A 16,191-nucleotide genomic window follows, 5' to 3' on the forward strand; every position below is an offset into this window, starting at 1 on the left:
CCTCTCGTGACGACACCCGTGCAACGTGCGACGTCCGTGTGCGGTTCCCCGACGGCGGACAGCGGACGACCCGCGAGGCGGGCACGAAGACCGTGCCACCTCGCGGGCCGGACGCTACCTCGCGGGCCGTGTGCTGCCTCTCGGGCGCGTGGTCAGGCGCGACCCTTGGCGATGTCGATCATCTCCTCGCGGGGCACGACCTTGACACGCTCGCGACCCGCGGCCTCGCCGAGGCCGAGCTCGTGGGCGTCGAGCAGGCTGAAGTCGTCCCAGGTGACGACGTCGACCCCGCGCTCGGTGAGGAAGTCGACGATCTGCTGCGGCTCGCCGTGCGGGGCCGTCCGGCCGCCCTCGGCGTCACCGGTGGCGACGTCGCCGCCGTCGCCGACGCCGGTGACGTCCTCGACGAGGTGGCGCACCGTCTCCGAGGCGTCGGACTTGGTGTGACCGATGAGGCCGACGGGACCACGCTTGATCCAGCCGGTGGCGTACACGCCGGGCAGGTGCTCGCCGTCGAGGTCGACGACGCGCCCCTCACGGTTGGAGATGACGCCCTTGAGGTCGTCGAAGGGGATCTCCGGCAGCGGGGAGCCGAAGTAGCCGACGGCGCGGTACACGGCCTGGACGGGCCAGTCGTGGAACTCACCGGTGCCCTTGACGGTGCCGTCGCCCTGCAGGGCGGTGCGCTCGGTGCGCAGGCCGGTGACCTTGCCGTCGGCGCCGACGATCTCGGCCGGGGAGTGCAGGAAGTGCAGGTGCAGGCGACGCGAGGCCTTCTGCTGCGACGGGTCGACGAGCGTCCAGTCGGTGAGCGTCTTGACGACCTGCTTGGTCTGGTTGGTGGCCTCGATGGCCGCCATCGAACCTTCGTCGAAGTCGTAGTCCTCCGGGTAGACGACGATGTCGACGTCGGGCACGTGGCCGAGCTCGCGCAGCTCCAGCGGCGAGAACTTCACCTGGGCGGGGCCGCGGCGCGCGAAGACGTGGACGTCGGTGACGGGCGAGGCCTCGAGGCCGGCCTGCACGTTGGCCGGGATCTCGGTGACCATGAGGTCCTTCGGGTGCTTGGCCAGGATGCGCGCGACGTCGAGGGCGACGTTGCCGGCACCGAGGACGGCGACCTCCTTGGCCTCGAGGGGCCAGGTGCGCGGCACGTCGGGGTGCCCGTCGAACCAGGAGACGAAGTCGGCGGCGCCGTAGGACCCGTCGAGGTCGATGCCGGGGATCGGCAGCGCGGCGTCCTTGATGGCGCCGGTGGAGAAGATCACCGCGTCGTAGTACTGGCGCAGGTCCTCGAGCTTGAGGTCGACGCCGTAGTTGACGTTCGCCAGCAGGCGCACGTCGCCCTTGCTGAGCACCTTGTGCAGGGCGTTGATGATCGCCTTGATGCGCGGGTGGTCCGGGGCGACGCCGTAGCGCACGAGGCCGAACGGCGCGGGCAGACGCTCGAAGAGGTCGATGCTGACGTCGAGGTCGGTCTTCGACAGGATGTCCGCGGCATAGATGCCGGCGGGTCCCGCGCCGACGATCGCGACGCGCAGGGGTCGGGTGCTGCTCACAGCGAGTACGCCTTCCGGATCGGTGCTTGCGTGGCGTTCGATTCTACGAGGACGGGTGAGGTTCGCCTAACCCTCGATCCCCGTGCTGCCCAGCATGCGGGCTCAGACCACAGAATCTCACACTCGTCCCGAGAGGTGAACACCCCGTCCTACATGGCGAGACGCCCCGCCGTCACCCGAGCCGACCGGGTCGACGGCGTAGGACACCTCGACCAGGTCGCCGTTGGACAGCACCCACGGTGAGCTGACCCTCGTGCCGTCGGGCCGGACCGCGTCGTGGCCCGGCTGGACGAGCAGGATCGCGGCGAGGCAGACGACGCCGACGACACCGACGACGACGCGAACGACGACGTTCCGGCGGGACGAGGGCGTGGACTCGTGCACAGCGTGTCACGACGGCACATGACCAGGACGGCCGGACCGGCAGCCCCTGGTCAGCCGTTGAGGAGGTACTGCACGGCGATCATCGGCGCCACGAGAGCCATCGCTGCCGTGCCGATCACCTTCCACCGAGGAATCTCCAGATCTGGACGATCGAGTCGGACCTCGTGCGGCCGCCCCGCCGGCTGAATGACCGGGACCTCTTGTCCGACGACGTACTGCCCGGCGGGTACCTTCTGCGGGGCCACGCCGTTCGGCGCCATGTGCGTCGCCACCGTCACCATCTCCGACGGTGACTCCACGGCCGAATAGCGGTTCATCACCGGTGTGGAGTCGACCCTGATCACCACGCCGGAACCGCGCACGCCGGTCGAGTAGATCCGCCGTCGACGTCCCAGCACCACGGCGACGACGAGGAAGACGACCGCGAACGCCAGGGCGACGACCAGGACGAAGCCACGGAAGAAGGGGCTGTTCTCGATGTCGATCATGCCTGCGTCACCATCACCACCGGCTGTTCGCCTCGTCGTGGAACCGGAGCGGCACACGCTCGGCTCCGCCTGGTTCCACGAGCAGGGCACCCAGGCAACCGAAGGCGACCCACTCGACGAGCCCGATCCCCATCGACGCGACGTCTGGCGGTGCGACGTCCATCATGGCCGTGCTCGCGAGCGTGAGACCTACCGCGCCGATGGCGGAGAGCACGGCTCCGACCGCGACGCTGCCGGTCACGTCGGTCCGACGCTCCAGGCCGTGACGAGACCGGTAGCCGCGGGCGACCAGGATGCCGACCAGCACCAGTCGGACGGCCGTCAGGACATGCCCGAAGCCGACCTGGACGACCTCCGGCCACGCGGCCAGCCAGCCGCTGACGAGCGGCAGGAGCACCCAGTAGGCCAGAAGGTACGTCACCGCGTCGAGGAGGACGAAGACGCCGACGGTGCGCCAGGAGAAGGTGCTGTTCACGAAGCAGGCTCCACGGTCTGGAGCACCTGGTACTGGAGCGACTGCTCGAGGTCATCTTCACCGGTCTGCGCAGAGACGCTCACCATGACCGTCTCCGCCTGGTCGCGGGCACTGACGGACACGAAGGTCGACGTCTCGCCGCCGTCGCGCTCGACCACACCGGTGATCCCGGTGGCGTAGGCCCACGCCGGCCATTCGACGGTGTGCCTCGCCAGCTCCGACACGCCTGCCGACCCGAGCTGTGTCCACGTGACGTCGGACTGGACGTTCACCGCCTCGTCGCTCGCCTCGCTGCTCACCGTGATGGCGACCGGGTTCAGCTGGTCAGCAGGGTCGTAGACCAAGACCTGCACGATCCCGGACTCCTCGGTCCGGTCCGTCACCCAGCCCTCGGGTACCTGAACGGTGACGCCGTCGGTCGAGAATGGGCTCGCGCCGTCGATCGTCGGCGCAGTGCCCACGGTGAGCGTCCCGTCGCTGGACTCCGTCGTCGCGGACGGTGCACCGTCCGTCGCCGGCTCGGACGACTCGGATGCACCACACCCGCCGACCGCCAGCATCGACACCGCCACCAGTCCGGTGATGATCAAACCTCGCTTCATCAGCTGCACGCCTCCCATGCGTTCCATCCGTGGTCCCCGAGATACCAAGCGCTCGTCGACGACGAGGAGCTCGTCCCGGAATCGATGCCGAGACCCACGCCCCCGACCGCGGGTGCCTTGATGCCCAGCGCTCCGGAGACCAGGTTGCTGTTGCTGACGTCCAGGGTCTGAGCGGTGACCTCCCCGGAGTCCTTCGCGACGTCGAGCAGGCCGCTCAGAGCGCCGGCCATTCGTGAAGGTGATCCTCCGCCGTAGATGCCGAGCTCTAGGAGCGCGTCGTTCAACTGGCTCCGGTTCGCGTCCGTCACCGGCAACGAGGCCTTGACCCGCACCCCGGATCCGCCGGCGCCCTGCAACGGCGTGTCCATCATCCCGGTGAGGTCGTAGGCTCCGTCGGCCGTCGCGGCACCGGCGATGCTCAACCCCGAGAGCTGACCGTCCTTGTCCACGGAGATCTCCGCGACGAACTCCGTCCCGTAGCCGCCCTCGGCGAGCACCTTCAGGCCGAGATCGGACGCTGCCCTCGCATCCAGGTTGATCTTCGAGTAGACGGTCCGTCCCCCGGTCTGGAGGTCCTGCCGGTATCCCACGGCGGTGGCGAACTCGCCGCTGCCGCCGGCACCCACGAGGATCGCCTGAGCACCCGCGCTACCCGAGATGACGGGTCCACCCTGGGCGTAGAAGCCGGTCGGCGCCGGCGGCTCGTAGTCGTAGCCGGTGATCTTGTCGGCCGCCCAGTTGACGAACTCGACCCCGAGCCCGAACGCCGGTCCCGCCGCGGCCTTCGCCGTCTCCTTGGCGAAGGTCCGGTAGGCCCACTCCTGGAAGTCGGCCGCGTCGTCCGCGGACGCGAACGTGTACTCCAGACCGCCTTCGAGCTTCTGGGCGGCACTGGCCGATGCCGACAGGTCGACGCCGCCGCCGTAGTCACCGATGCGGAGCTTGGCCTCCAGCTCACCCGCCGTCAGGCTCGCGCCGCCCTGACCACTGAGGGACAGAGTCGTCTTGTAGGTCCCGTCGCTCATCTTCTCGGTCTGCATGCCGACCCCGGAGCCGACGTCCACGAACGCGACAGAAAGGGAGTAGTCGACGTTGACGGAGTCCGAGTTCAGGACGCACGGCTCGGTGGGCTCCTCCTCGGCCTCGACGGCGGACGGCGAGCCGCAGCTCGCGCCGACCGCCTCGCAGATCTTGCCGGCGACGGCCTGTCCGACCGGGCTGATCGCCACGAGGAGCGCCACCACGATCGCCACGACCACGACGATGACGCCGACGTGCTCGACGGCGGCAGCACCTCGCTCCCCTCGCAGGAGCACGGTGCGGCCTCGGAGTCTGCGCATCATCATCGTGTCAGGACCACTTCGCTCTCGTACGGATCGACGTCCGGCCGCACGAACGGCGGTGGCGTCCACGGGGTGGGTTCGTCAGTGGGTTCGGGCTCGAGCTCCTCGCCGTCGGACGGCGAGGGCGACGGGGTCGGAGTGGCTGTCTCCGGTGGCGGGGTGGGCGCCGCCTCGGGCTGCGTCCGGCACCCCCAGCCGAAGCGGTAGCCGATCTGGCCGCCGGAGAAGCACAGTCCGCCGGTCAGCTCGATCTGGGCGGTCGCCTCCGCCGGGACCCGCGTGGAGGACTCCGGCACCGTCGAGCGGTTGCGCACGTGGACCGTCACCTCGAGGTTCCCCGGGTCCACCGAGAAGCTCGCCAGGTCCGAGCCGTTGCGCTGGGCGAACTCCGAGGCCTTCGCCTCCATGGCACCGGCATCGATCGTGGCCGAGACCGGTGTGCCGGCGAGAGCCCAGAACGCGACGTGCTCCGACTGCCCGACGTGCCACGTGAAGGTTTCCTCCAGCTCGTCGTCCCACACCTCCGCCGCCGCCAGCGCAGCAGCGTCCGCGGCCGTCGTCGACTCGCGCCGGTCTCCGGTGACGGCACCCAGGACGACGATGACCAGGGTCGCCGCCGCCAGGAGCCCGACGATCATCGGGATCACGGCGACATGGATGGATCCCCGCTCACCGGAGCCCTGGGCGCCATCGGCACGCCGTCCGCGCAGGTTCACGAGTCGCTCACCGGGACGTCCGCGAGCCGGAACCGCTTCGTCGCCTCGAGCGTCACGGTGTCCTGGCCCGTGTCGGGCCAGACGCCGGTGACCAGGATCCCGCCCTCGGCCGGGAGCGGGAAGTCGATGAGCTCCTCACCGAGGAGTCGGCGTGACGAGATGGACAACGGCGTGCCCTCGGGCACCTCGTAGTCGAGCGCGAAGACCCGCTCGTCCCCCGTCAGCAGGGCGACCTCGTGCAGGCCGGCGAGCTGGTTGGAGTCTGCGAAACCTCGCTTGGCCGCAAAGCCGGAGTAGGTGTCCCCGCCGAGCACCCCGGCGACGACCTCGGGCCCAGAGAGCTGGGTCAGGCGGAGCGAACCGACGATGCCCTCGTCGGTGCGGACCATCTCGACGGCCTCGATCTCGAACTCCTGCCCGGGTGTCGCACCCTCGAAGGCGACGGGGTCCCCGCCGGTGCTCTCCGGGACGTCGGCCGCGGGCAGGTCGCCCTCGCCGTCGTCCTGCGCGGCGGGCTCCTCCTGCTCGGCGGTGAACACGATCTCGACCCGTCGATTGGCAGCGCGGGCCTGGGAACTGGTCCCGGCCGCGACCGGCTCGCTCTCCCCGCGGCCCTCGCTCGAGACCTCGTAGCCGCCCCCCAGCCCGGAGCGCAGCTCGGCCGCCACCGCGTCTGCACGCTGTTCGGACAGCTTCTGGTTGGAGGCGTTCGTGTCGACGTCGTCCGTGTGCCCCACCACGCTCACCTGACCGGACCCCGCAGCCTCCTCGATCTGGGAGACGACATCGGCCACGGCGTCCTTCGCGGCCGCATCCAGACGGTGCTCGCTGGAGTCGAAGAGCACGTCCGAGGTCAGCGTCACGGTGACCACGTCCCCTTCCTCCGACGTGGAGGCGACGTCGTCGACGGTCGCGGAGAAGGACCGCAGCTCGTACCGAGGGGGTTCGACCGGTTCGCCGACCTCGGCGAGCGTGGCGTCGAACTCGGCCCCGGCATCCACCACCGGGACGTCCCGGAACATGCCGAGCCGAGGAAGGAGGACGTCGACGGTCTCGCCCTCCGGTGCGGCGTGGACCGAGACTGCCGTCACCGGCGTGGTGGCATCCAGCGGGAGGACACCCCTGGTCGCGGTGAAGGAGGAGTCGGCAGACACCCCGACCGGGAGGACCGACGCTCCGTCCACCAGTCGCAGCCCTGACGCTCCGGCGGCGCTCGCGCCCGCCCGGATGTCGGCGCCGGCGAGCGTCAGGCCGAGCTGGGGCGCCTCGGCGACGAGCGTCGGGTCCGCCGACGGATCGACGACGACCTCCATCGGCACCGCAGCCAGGTCGCCCGTCGACTGCACGGGACCAACGGTCACCTGGAGGGGGACACCGTAGTACTCTCGCTCGCCCGACACCCCCTCGACGGCTTCGACAGTCGGTGAAGGAGATTCAGGAGACTCGGCCGCCGATGCCGGCGGGGCGCTCGACGGGGTGTCGACGGGCTCGTCGTCCGTGCACGCCGAGAGCACCAGCGCCAGCGACGCCACCATGGCCCCGCTGACCAGCTTGTTCCAACTCACGAGTCGCTCGCTCCTCACCTGCTGCTGACGGACAGAGCGGCGGAGGAGTCGCACTCCCCCGCCGCCGACTAGTCTGCCCGCGATCAGCCGCCGACGGAGAAGCTGTCCACGGCCTCGCTGATCTTGCCGGCGATGGCGCTACCGATCGGGGTGGCGAAGGTGACGATCGCCGCGATGATGGCGACGACGACCACGACGATGCCGGCGTACTCGATGGAACCCTGGCCGCGCTCGTCCCGGGCACGCTCGAAGGCGCCCGCGATGAACCCGGTGAGAGCGACCTGTGCCGCGAGAACCTTGCCCGAGAACTTCTCCACGATTCCTCCTCCGACGACCGTCCTGGCCGTCTGTTCGTCTTCCACCGCGATCGCGGTGCCTGCCCTGAATACTGTCGTGCCCCGTTGCCGACGGGCAGGGCACACAGACCCAGGTCGGGGCCCAAGCTTCCGCTGGGCCCCAGGGCCTACCCGTCGCTCGCGCCCAGCCAGCGCACCATGGCCTGGCTGCGGGATGACACGGCGAGCTTGGCGAAGATGCTGTTCACGTGGTTCTTCACCGTCTTCTCGCTCAGGACCAGGGACTCGGCGATCTCCGGGTTCGACAGCCCGAGAGCGATCGCCTGCATCACCTCGTGCTCACGGGGCGACAGCCCGAAGTCGTGCATCGGGGGCGTGATCGGCCCCGATGCCTCCGGAGACGATCCGGCTTCACCGCGTGCCCCCCAGGTCACCGGGATCCCGGTCACGACCTGGCTGCCGGCGGCGCAGAGCCGGAGGACGTTGACCATCTCCTCCGGGGGCAGAGAACCGTGGACGATGTAACCGGCGGCACCGGACGCCATGGCCTCCTGCAGGACCTCCGAGTCCTCGGTGTGGGTCAGCATGACCACGGTCACGTGCTGGCTCAGCCGCGGCAGCAGGTCGAGTCCGGACGCCTTGGGCATCCGGACGTCCAGCAGGACGACGTCCACCGCCCCGCTGCTGACCATGTCCAGCGCCACGGCAGGGTCGTCGGTCTCCGCCACCGACTCGACCTCGTCGAACGTCTCCAGCGCCGCGCGGACACCGAGCCGGATGAGGGCGTTGTCGTCGACGGTCAGGATGCGCATCATGCCTCCACCAGGTCCGCGCGTGGCTCGACGTCGAACCGAGCACGAGCCACCGTGCCGCCGCCGGACCGCTGCTCCCACCGGACGGAACCGCCACAGGCGGCGACCCGCTCACGGATTCCCTGCAGCCCGAAGCGTCCCCGCCCCGTGATCCGGGAGGCGTCGAAGCCGCGCCCGTCGTCCTCGACCCGGAGCACGACCTCCCCGGCCGCGCCGGACTTCACACTGATCGCCACGCGCCTGGCGTCAGCATGCTTGCGGACGTTCTCGAGGAGCTCCTGGAGAACTGCTCGCAGGTGAGCCGACCGCCCGTCGTCGTCGTCGAGGTCGATCTCCAGCTCGACGGCGTGACCCGTCCTCTGCTCCCACCGGTCCACGATCGCTCGCAGGGCGTCCTGAGTCGGCTCGGCCGCGTCCCGCAGCTCACCGAGAGCGCGTCGCATGTCCTGATGCGTGGTGCACACGGCCGCCTCGATGGTCCGGGCGAACCGGACCGTCTCCTCGTCCATCGCCTCGGACTCGATGCGCCGTCGAAGTGCCGCGACCGACAGCGTCAGACCAGCCAGGTCGCCCGCCACGGTGTCGTGGAGGTCGCGGGCGAGCCGGACCCGCTCGGCGGTCCTCGCGCGGAGCGCCTTCGACTCGCTCAGCTCGTCGGCGAGCTCCTCGTGCCGTCGCAGGCTCTGACCGAGAGCGTGCCCGCCCCAGGCGAGGAACACCGCCCCGGCGGCGGCCACCAGTCCCAGCACCCAGCCCCAGGCGCCGTGCGGGTCGAGCCAGCCGAAGAGAAGAAGGCAGATCGGGGCCACCATCACCAGCGCCAGACGCGGTCCGACGAGGAGCGACCAGAGCGCGACCGTGGCGGCGGCGTAGACGGCCATGAGCTGGGACCCTGACAGGAACACCATCACCAGGACCGCGACCACGAGGTCCGCGGCCAGGAGGATCGCGCTGCGCGCGTACACGTCGCCCCGAGAACCCCAGTTCAGCGCCGGGACGAAGGAGAACGGCGACGCGATCAGTGCGATCCAGATGCCGAGCGCGAACTCGCCGTCGAGCACCGCGAACACCATCGCGAGGCCCACCACCACGAGCCGCACCTCGCACAGCAGCCGGACGATGCCGCCGATCGCGAGATGACTGCCGGCACGTTTCTGGTCAGAGGAGACCACCGAGAGCCTCCCTGTTGCCCATGATCATGGCGGCCACGATGAGCAGCAGCGCGCCAGGAAGAATGGTCATGGTGACGACCAGCGAGATCTTCGGCGCCGCCTTGGCGGCCCGCTGCCGGGTCACCTGCGCATGCTCACGGCGGACGTCGGCGGCGATGGCGGTCAGGGCGTCGGCGAGCGGCACACCCAGCTCCTCCGCCTGGAGCAGCGCCGTCACGAAGGAGGCCACCGATTCCGAGCCGACACGTTCGCGCAGACCGACGAAGGCCTCACGCCGGGACAGTCCGACGCTCATCTCGTGCATCGTCGTGCGCATCTCCTGCGACAGCGCGCTGTCGTGGAACTCGCAGACCCGCTCGATGGCCTGGCGGAAGCTGAGGCCTGCCGACACGGTCACACCGAGAACGTCGAGGAAGTCGGGAAGGTCGGACTCGATCTGCCGCTGACGACGCTCACCGGCGGAGCGCAACCAGAACGGCATCCAGAGCGCCAGCATGCCGGCCACCAGCACGCCGATGAAGGCGTTCCCGGCCGCGGCGAAGACGACGAGGAACAGCAGCGCCAGGACGAGGAAGCCGGTCTGTCGCCGGACGTACATGGTGACCGTGACGCCGTCGGGCCGACCTGCCCTGCGGATGGTCCGGTCGAGGCGCTGCAGCCGCACGCTGCCGTAGGCGCGTAGCGCCGTGCCGAGGAACAGACTGCCCAGGCGATCCAGCAGGGCGACGAAGCCCTTGGCCTGACCGTCCGTCGACTCGGTGGTGGCGTACGCCTCCTCCACGTCCTCCAGCCCTGTGCTGGTGAGCAGACGCAAGCCTGCCGACGCGAGGAACACCACGAGGACACCCACCAGGGCGATGACGAGCGCGGTCACAGCTCCACCTTCGAGATCCGACGCATCAACAGCCATCCGAGGAGGAACAGGGCACCGGCCACCACCAGGATGATCTGGCCGAGGAAGGTCCCGAGCATGTCGTCCAGGACGCCCGGCGTCATCAGGTTCATCAGGACGACGGCTCCGACGCCGATGAGGATCACCGCGTACCCGGTGAAAGATGCACCGACCGTGGCCGTCTTGATCTCACGACGGAGCTGCCGGCGTTCCTCCAGCGCCGAGGCGATGTTCCCGAGCGCCGTCACCAGCGCACCACCGGACCGCCCCTGGATGGCCAAGGTCTGGACCAGCACCGAGAGTTCCCTCGACGGAAGCCTTTCGCTCAGGTTGGCCAGCGCGTTCTGCAGGCTCTGTCCGACAGCCATCTCCGAGCTCACCTGCGCGAGCTCGGAACGCGCCGGCTCGTCCATCTCGCGAGCGGCCATCTCCACCGAACGCCGCACGGCGAGTCCGGCCTGAGCACCGTTGGCGAGGAGCCGGGCGACCTCAGGAAGCTGCGTGACGAAGCGTTCCGTCCGGGCACGACGCTTGGAGTCGACCCACCGCTGAGCGCTCGCGACCACGGCCAGGATCACCAGGAGCGACGCCGCACGACCGAGCAGCGGCATCGAGAGCAGGCCACAGGCCAGCGCAAGTCCGGCCGTCCCGAGGAGGAAGAGGGTGGGCGACCACGCCTGCAACCCCGCGCCGGCAAGGGACGACGCCACCCGCTTGCCGAAGGTCGTCGTGCGCAGTCGGACGTCGATCCGGTCGACCAGGCTCGGACCCGCACCTGCGGCCAGGTCGGCGGACGCCACCATCCGTCGTTGGGCGACCGCGTTGCCCTGGAACACCGCGACGGTCACCACCACGAGCGCGAGGGTGATGAACAGCGCGAGGACGAGGAGGCCCGCCGTCATGCCAGGGCCTCTTCCGCGACGAAGGCCGTCTCACCGGCGCGTCGGAGCCGATCCCGCAGCACTTCCGGCAACGTGTACTGCATGAAGCGGCCGGACACCACGTGGTCGGGGCCGACCGGGGCCGCGACGAACTCCGCCAACGGCGCCATCTGATAGTCGCCGCGGCGTTCCGAGACCAAGGCCTGGACCTCGACCACGCGGCGTGAGCCGTCGATGCCCCGAGCCAGGTGGATGACGACGTCGATCGCCGAGTTGATCTGGTCGCGGATCGTCGTGACCGGCAGGTCGAGCTCGCTCATCGAGGCGAGCGTCTCGAGTCGCCCGAGAGCGTCGAACGCGCTGTTCGCGTGCACGGTGGCGAGCGAACCGTCATGACCGGTGTTCATGGCCTGCAGCATGTCCATGGTCTCGCCGCCTCGGACCTCACCGACGATGACGCGGTCCGGGCGCATACGCAGAGCGTTGCGCACGAGATCGCGGATCGTCACCGCGCCCCTGCCCTCCACGTTGGCCGGGCGCGACTCCAGCCGGACGACGTGGCCCTGCTGCAGCGAGAGCTCGGCGGCGTCCTCGATCGTGACGATGCGCTCGTGGTCCGGGATCAGACCGGAGAGCGCGTTGAGGAAGGTCGTCTTCCCGGACCCGGTACCTCCGGACACGACGATGTTGAGCCGAGCACGGACGCAGGCCGACAGGAGGCTCGCCGTCTGCTCGTCGAGACTGCCCTTGCCGACCAGCTCTCCCATCCGGAACGGGGTCGGGAACCGTCGGATCGTCATCGTGGGCCCGTCCAGCGCGAGCGGCGGGATGATGACGTTCACGCGTTCGCCCGTCGGGAGGCGGGCGTCGACCATCGGCGACGACTCGTCGACGCGTCGGTTCACGCTCGAGACGATGCGGTCGATGGTCTGGTACAGCTGTTCGGCAGAGGCGAAGCGCGTCGGGACCCGCTGCACCTGGCCGCTGCGCTCCACGAAGATGTCCTCGGGACCGTTGACCATGATCTCCGTCACGGACTCGTCGGCGAGCAGGGGCTCGAGCACACCCAGCCCGAGGGCGTCGTCCACGATCCGCTGCACGAGCGCGCTACGCTCACGAGCCGAGAGGATCGGCCCGTCCAGCGACAGCAGTCGAGAGAGCATGCGCTCCAGGCGGACACGGCGTTGAGCAGGGCTGAGACGTGCCAGCTCGTCGACGTCGATCTCCTCGAGGAGCCGCTCGCGGTAGATGCTCGCGAGATCGTGATCCTCTGTGTCCTTCTCCGATGCGACGATCCGGTCCCGAAGTGCCATCTCAACTCCCCAGCGGGAACTCAGCGTCCCGCGTGATCCTCATGTTCGTGATGTGGATTCCAGCGATGCCCAGGGGAAAGCTGAGCACTGTCTCCACCCGGGCCCGGTCCCCGCCCGTGCTCGCGTCCAGCCGCGCGATGTCCCAACCGTCCGGCACGGAGTCGCGGGCCGCCTGCCGCCAGTCCCTTTCCTGGCTCAGTGCACGGGCGCCGTTCCGCGCCGCCTCCTGGGCGACCGAGGCTCCTTGCGCGATGAGGACGCCTTGGATCGCAAGAACCGTCACCAGCAGCAGCAGGAAGACCGCGCCCGCGAGCTCGATCGCCGCCTGGCCCACCTCCCTGCGATCTTCCCTCGGCGTGCGCAAGGCCCGTGCCATCTCAGCGCTCCTCGAAGACATCGGCCGAGGACGACGCGGAGAACCGCAGACCAGGAATGACCGTCGCGCTCCTGACCCTCACGTTGACGGCGTCGTGCGACACGTCCACCACCGCGGAGCTGCGCAGGCCTTCGGGGAGCCGCTCACGGACGTCGTCTCGGGCCTGCTGCGCCACGCTGGGACTGTAGGACTCCGCGATACCGACAGTTCGCGCACCCTCCTGCGCGGCCGCGCGCGCGACCATGAGCCCTGAGGCCCACGCCAGACCCTGAGCGCAGATGAGGAAGAGCGCCAGGGTGAGGGCGATGACGACCGGGAACTCCAGAGCAGCCTGCCCTCGTTCGCCGGAGCCTGCCCGGGAACGACGACCCCGGCCGCGCTTGCCCCCGGCCGAGCTCGACCGACCCTGCGGCGTCGTCTCACCCGCCTCCGACTGCTCCACCTGGGCGGCAGGCCGTGCGACGACCTCGGCGACGGCACGATGGACCGTCGTCTGCGCCTCGAGCAGCGTCGCCGTGTTCATGGCCGACTCGAAAGCCGCGCCCCCGTCAGGGATGGTGAACGCGACAGGCCGTTCCACGATGCGCTCGGCGAGCTGCCGCGTCACCTCGTCGCGGGGCGTCCGGCGGTTCAGGACGAGCTGGACCGACTCCGGACGTCGGATCGCGAGCCGCTCCCACTGCGCCAAGGTCCGTCGAGCTGCACGGAGTGCCGGCAAGTCAGGGTTGACGACCAGCAGGGCGCGGTCCGCGAACTCGATCACCGAGGCCCGGGCGTCGTCGAGGTGGCTACCGACGTCGACGACGGCGAGGTCCGCCTCGTAGCGGAGACCGCCCACGACGGCGCGAGCCGCGCGGCCGGACATCTCCTCACCGCGTTCCCCCTCGGCCGGGGCCGGCAGCAGCCGCACGCCACCGGACAGGTCGTAGGAGGTCTCGCGAAGCATCCGGCCGGTGATCTCCCCGGCAACCTCTGCCAGGTCGACGACCGAACGGCGGGTACTCACGCCGGCGAACGCTGCGAGGTCGCCGGATCCGAGGTCGAAGTCGACGGCTGTCACGCTCTGCCGCTGCGCGGTCGCGTGAGCCAGGAGGAGTGCGAGCGTCGACGTCCCCACCCCGCCCTTGGCACCCGCGACGACGAGCACCTCACCGGCACGGGTCGCCGAGCGCTCCGATCCGATCGTCGCCCGCGCAGCGCTCGACCAGGTCGCGACGCTCTCCAGGCGGGCGACGACCTCCTCCAGACCAGCACCGTGCGCGATGACGGAACGCGCACCGACGTCCATGGCGCGGGCGAGCGAGCCGGGGTCGGCCATCGGCGCGAGCATGACGACCCCCACCAGGGGTGCCGTGACCGCGATGGACCGCGCGACACCGTGGCCGTTGCCGGCCTCGGCTCCTTCGTCGACGACGACGACTGCCACCTCGGCCTCACGCTCGAGGATCGTCCTCGCGCTCGCACCGTCCGGCGCGACCCCGACGATCTCGAAGGAGTCCGACTCCGCGAGGACGTTGCCGAAGTGTTCCCTGACCGACGGGTCCAGGGTCACCAGGAGTACCTTCGTCGCCATCATTGCCCCTCTGCGGTGTAGATGCGGTCGCCTGCCGGGAGCTTCTCCTCGTCCCCGGCTCCCCGGAGGGCCAGCCGGAGCTTGACGGAGAAGCTCTCCGCGTAGGCCAGACGGAGGCTGTCCTCCGTCGTCAACGCAAACGTCACGGGAACCCCCTGGCTCGTGCCGTAGTCGTCGCCCTCGTCCTCGATCTCGCTGGGGAGACCGACGTCGAGGACGAGCGCGTTCTCGACCCACACCTCGGAGCTCGGCGGCTGATCGTCCGTCTCCTCGACAGTGGCGATGATGTCCACGTGGTCGCCGGGGGTCACCTTGCCGGCGACGCCGGTCTCAGCATCCACGATGATGGCGACCTCACGGAACCCGGGCTGGACGCCGGGGCGCGGGACGAGCATCCCCGCCTGCACGAGCGTGCCTGCCTCGTAGCCGGTCGCGGCGACAAGACCTGAGGTCTCGTCGACCGAGGCGATCGCGGTGTCGGGAGCCCAGCGTTCGGGCACCTCGACGACCTCGAGCATCTCCGGCTCGATGGGGGTGAGCGGATCCACGGCCTGATTGAGCTGGACCGCCGTCACCATCGGCCCGACCTGGGAGCTGACCGATCCCACGTAGGTCAGGAGACCGAGGAAGACACCGATGGCACAGAGCGAGGTGACCACGAGGAGCAGTGCTCCTCGTCGCTGACGGGGGTTCAACGAACGACTCCTTGGGAGGATGTGGCAGGGACGGCGGCTGTGGCCGGAACGCCAGGCAGCTCGACTTCACAGAAGAGGCAACGGGACGAGAGGCCCGGTCGCCCGCAGGCGTCGCATCGCACCCATCGCCCGGAGTGCAGCACGTGGGAGGTGACGTCGTCGGGAGAGACGTCCATCGACGTCACCTCGAGCCACCGGCGGGCGTTCCACTCGGACTCCGGGACACGAATCTCCATCCTCGTGGCCGGCAGGCGCTGCACGAGCTCGGCCGGCACCACGGCCTTGCTCGACCGTGCGAGCACGATTCCGTGGTGCATGACGTCGAGCGTGCGGCGAAAAGGAGCGACGGTCCCCGCCGACAGGTCCACCAGAAAGGTCGCCGGCGGCCAATAGCTCGCAACGTGCTGCCCGAGCGACGGCGAGGGCCGGTCGAGTGCAGCGACGGAGGACAGCACGAGCTGAGTGCGCATCTTGAAGAGCAGACCCTCGGCCACGGCACGCGAGCCACCCATCGCCGCATCCGACAGTCGGACGAGCATGCCGAGAACGACCGCCCACTGGGTGGCCCGACACGGGACGTGCAGGTGTGCGAGCCGACTTCCGCCGACGGCCAGCCGTGCGGACCGAGCGACAGAACGACCTGTCTGGTCACGGCTGACCAGCAGCACCTCTCCGGTGAGTCCGTTGATCGCCTCGACCACGTCCTCCAAGGACGGCCTGGCGGTCCTCAGTTCGGGGTGTATGCCCTCCGGCGCCCCCACCGCGACAACTCGCACTACGCCGCCTCCCGCACTTTCTTTCGCCCCTTGTTGGTGCCGACAGGTGAGGGTAGCGCATCGATGTGGCTCGCAGATTTGCTGTCCACGAACGTTCACAGTCCCGGTTCGACCTGCCGAATCAGCGTCGCTCCTTCCCACGTGAGCCCGGATGCGGGAGGATGCTCACGGGAATGACTGCACCCCCAGCAGGGCGGAATTCCGGGCTTCCGAAGGCGTCGCTCCGCCCATCGCCAGGGCGCGCCCTCGACGTCCGGCCGGCAGACCGGGCCT

Annotated in this window: 18 protein-coding genes; all 18 read right to left on the reverse strand. The window is 69.9% G+C overall.

Going from position 1 to position 16,191, the window contains the following annotated elements:
• Positions 1-152 precede the first annotated feature (152 nt).
• The gene (locus ACNHYB_RS08080) at positions 153-1,559 is read right to left on the reverse strand and encodes an FAD-dependent oxidoreductase (RefSeq protein WP_418277908.1); all 1,407 of its coding nucleotides are present in this window, start codon (positions 1,557-1,559) and stop codon (positions 153-155) included.
• A gap of 117 nt (positions 1,560-1,676) precedes the next feature.
• Positions 1,677-1,943, reverse strand: a complete 267-nt coding sequence (locus ACNHYB_RS08085) for a hypothetical protein (protein ID WP_418277909.1) — start codon at positions 1,941-1,943, stop codon at positions 1,677-1,679.
• A gap of 50 nt (positions 1,944-1,993) precedes the next feature.
• Positions 1,994-2,431 carry a hypothetical protein gene (locus ACNHYB_RS08090; protein WP_418277910.1) on the reverse strand — a complete coding sequence of 146 codons (438 nt, stop codon included), beginning with the start codon at positions 2,429-2,431 and terminating at the stop codon, positions 1,994-1,996.
• Positions 2,432-2,444: 13 nt separating this feature from the next.
• A complete protein-coding gene (locus tag ACNHYB_RS08095; RefSeq protein WP_418277911.1) occupies positions 2,445-2,906 on the reverse strand; it encodes a hypothetical protein in 462 nt (153 codons plus the stop codon).
• Complete coding sequence (locus ACNHYB_RS08100; protein WP_418277912.1) at positions 2,903-3,535, reverse strand: hypothetical protein; 633 nt, start codon at positions 3,533-3,535, stop codon at positions 2,903-2,905. Before ACNHYB_RS08100 ends, ACNHYB_RS08095 begins: the two co-directional genes overlap by 4 nt.
• The gene (locus ACNHYB_RS08105; RefSeq protein ID WP_418277913.1) at positions 3,508-4,848 is read right to left on the reverse strand and encodes a hypothetical protein; all 1,341 of its coding nucleotides are present in this window, start codon (positions 4,846-4,848) and stop codon (positions 3,508-3,510) included. The genes ACNHYB_RS08100 and ACNHYB_RS08105 overlap by 28 nt, the downstream gene beginning before the upstream one ends.
• A gap of 2 nt (positions 4,849-4,850) precedes the next feature.
• Positions 4,851-5,489: a hypothetical protein gene (locus ACNHYB_RS08110; RefSeq protein ID WP_418278016.1), complete on the reverse strand. Its 639-nt coding sequence runs from the start codon at positions 5,487-5,489 to the stop codon at positions 4,851-4,853.
• Between the two features lie 74 nt (positions 5,490-5,563).
• Positions 5,564-7,132 (reverse strand): OmpA family protein, encoded by a 1,569-nt coding sequence (locus ACNHYB_RS08115; RefSeq protein ID WP_418277914.1) that lies wholly within the window; start codon positions 7,130-7,132, stop codon positions 5,564-5,566.
• Positions 7,133-7,215: 83 nt separating this feature from the next.
• Entirely contained in the window at positions 7,216-7,449 is a 234-nt protein-coding gene (locus ACNHYB_RS08120) for a hypothetical protein (protein WP_418277915.1), read from the reverse strand.
• Between the two features lie 146 nt (positions 7,450-7,595).
• Positions 7,596-8,243, reverse strand: a complete 648-nt coding sequence (locus ACNHYB_RS08125; RefSeq protein WP_418277916.1) for a response regulator — start codon at positions 8,241-8,243, stop codon at positions 7,596-7,598.
• Positions 8,240-9,412, reverse strand: a complete 1,173-nt coding sequence (locus ACNHYB_RS08130) for a sensor histidine kinase (RefSeq protein WP_418277917.1) — start codon at positions 9,410-9,412, stop codon at positions 8,240-8,242. Before ACNHYB_RS08130 ends, ACNHYB_RS08125 begins: the two co-directional genes overlap by 4 nt.
• Positions 9,399-10,286, reverse strand: coding sequence for a type II secretion system F family protein (locus tag ACNHYB_RS08135; RefSeq protein ID WP_418277918.1), 888 nt, complete (start codon positions 10,284-10,286; stop codon positions 9,399-9,401). The genes ACNHYB_RS08130 and ACNHYB_RS08135 overlap by 14 nt, the downstream gene beginning before the upstream one ends.
• Positions 10,283-11,206, reverse strand: coding sequence for a type II secretion system F family protein (locus tag ACNHYB_RS08140; protein WP_418277919.1), 924 nt, complete (start codon positions 11,204-11,206; stop codon positions 10,283-10,285). The genes ACNHYB_RS08135 and ACNHYB_RS08140 overlap by 4 nt, the downstream gene beginning before the upstream one ends.
• On the reverse strand, positions 11,203-12,498 hold the full coding sequence (locus tag ACNHYB_RS08145; RefSeq protein WP_418277920.1) for a CpaF family protein: 1,296 nt from the start codon (positions 12,496-12,498) through the stop codon (positions 11,203-11,205). Before ACNHYB_RS08145 ends, ACNHYB_RS08140 begins: the two co-directional genes overlap by 4 nt.
• A gap of 1 nt (position 12,499) precedes the next feature.
• Complete coding sequence (locus ACNHYB_RS08150) at positions 12,500-12,874, reverse strand: TadE/TadG family type IV pilus assembly protein (protein ID WP_418277921.1); 375 nt, start codon at positions 12,872-12,874, stop codon at positions 12,500-12,502.
• A 1-nt stretch (position 12,875) separates the two neighbouring features.
• Positions 12,876-14,447 carry a hypothetical protein gene (locus ACNHYB_RS08155; protein WP_418277922.1) on the reverse strand — a complete coding sequence of 524 codons (1,572 nt, stop codon included), beginning with the start codon at positions 14,445-14,447 and terminating at the stop codon, positions 12,876-12,878.
• Positions 14,447-15,142, reverse strand: coding sequence for a Flp pilus assembly protein CpaB (gene cpaB / locus ACNHYB_RS08160; RefSeq protein ID WP_418277923.1), 696 nt, complete (start codon positions 15,140-15,142; stop codon positions 14,447-14,449). The genes ACNHYB_RS08155 and cpaB overlap by 1 nt, the downstream gene beginning before the upstream one ends.
• Positions 15,139-15,843: a hypothetical protein gene (locus ACNHYB_RS08165; RefSeq protein WP_418277924.1), complete on the reverse strand. Its 705-nt coding sequence runs from the start codon at positions 15,841-15,843 to the stop codon at positions 15,139-15,141. The genes cpaB and ACNHYB_RS08165 overlap by 4 nt, the downstream gene beginning before the upstream one ends.
• Positions 15,844-16,191: the final 348 nt, after the last annotated feature.

This window comes from Isoptericola jiangsuensis (assembly GCF_048320105.1).
Taxonomy (GTDB): Bacteria; Actinomycetota; Actinomycetes; order Actinomycetales; family Cellulomonadaceae; genus Isoptericola; species Isoptericola jiangsuensis_A.

Bases quoted from the DNA above. Each gene is read 5' to 3' on its own strand.
- ACNHYB_RS08110 (WP_418278016.1), bottom strand. From the start codon at position 5,489: ATGATCGTCGGGCTCCTGGCGGCGGCGACCCTGGTCATCGTCGTCCTG.
- ACNHYB_RS08100 (WP_418277912.1), bottom strand. From the start codon at position 3,535: ATGGAACGCATGGGAGGCGTGCAGCTGATGAAGCGAGGTTTGATCATC.
- ACNHYB_RS08140 (WP_418277919.1), bottom strand. From the start codon at position 11,206: ATGACGGCGGGCCTCCTCGTCCTCGCGCTGTTCATCACCCTCGCGCTC.
- ACNHYB_RS08105 (WP_418277913.1), bottom strand. From the start codon at position 4,848: ATGCGCAGACTCCGAGGCCGCACCGTGCTCCTGCGAGGGGAGCGAGGT.
- ACNHYB_RS08150 (WP_418277921.1), bottom strand. From the start codon at position 12,874: ATGGCACGGGCCTTGCGCACGCCGAGGGAAGATCGCAGGGAGGTGGGC.
- ACNHYB_RS08125 (WP_418277916.1), bottom strand. From the start codon at position 8,243: ATGATGCGCATCCTGACCGTCGACGACAACGCCCTCATCCGGCTCGGT.
- ACNHYB_RS08090 (WP_418277910.1), bottom strand. From the start codon at position 2,431: ATGATCGACATCGAGAACAGCCCCTTCTTCCGTGGCTTCGTCCTGGTC.
- ACNHYB_RS08155 (WP_418277922.1), bottom strand. From the start codon at position 14,447: ATGGCGACGAAGGTACTCCTGGTGACCCTGGACCCGTCGGTCAGGGAA.
- ACNHYB_RS08145 (WP_418277920.1), bottom strand. From the start codon at position 12,498: ATGGCACTTCGGGACCGGATCGTCGCATCGGAGAAGGACACAGAGGAT.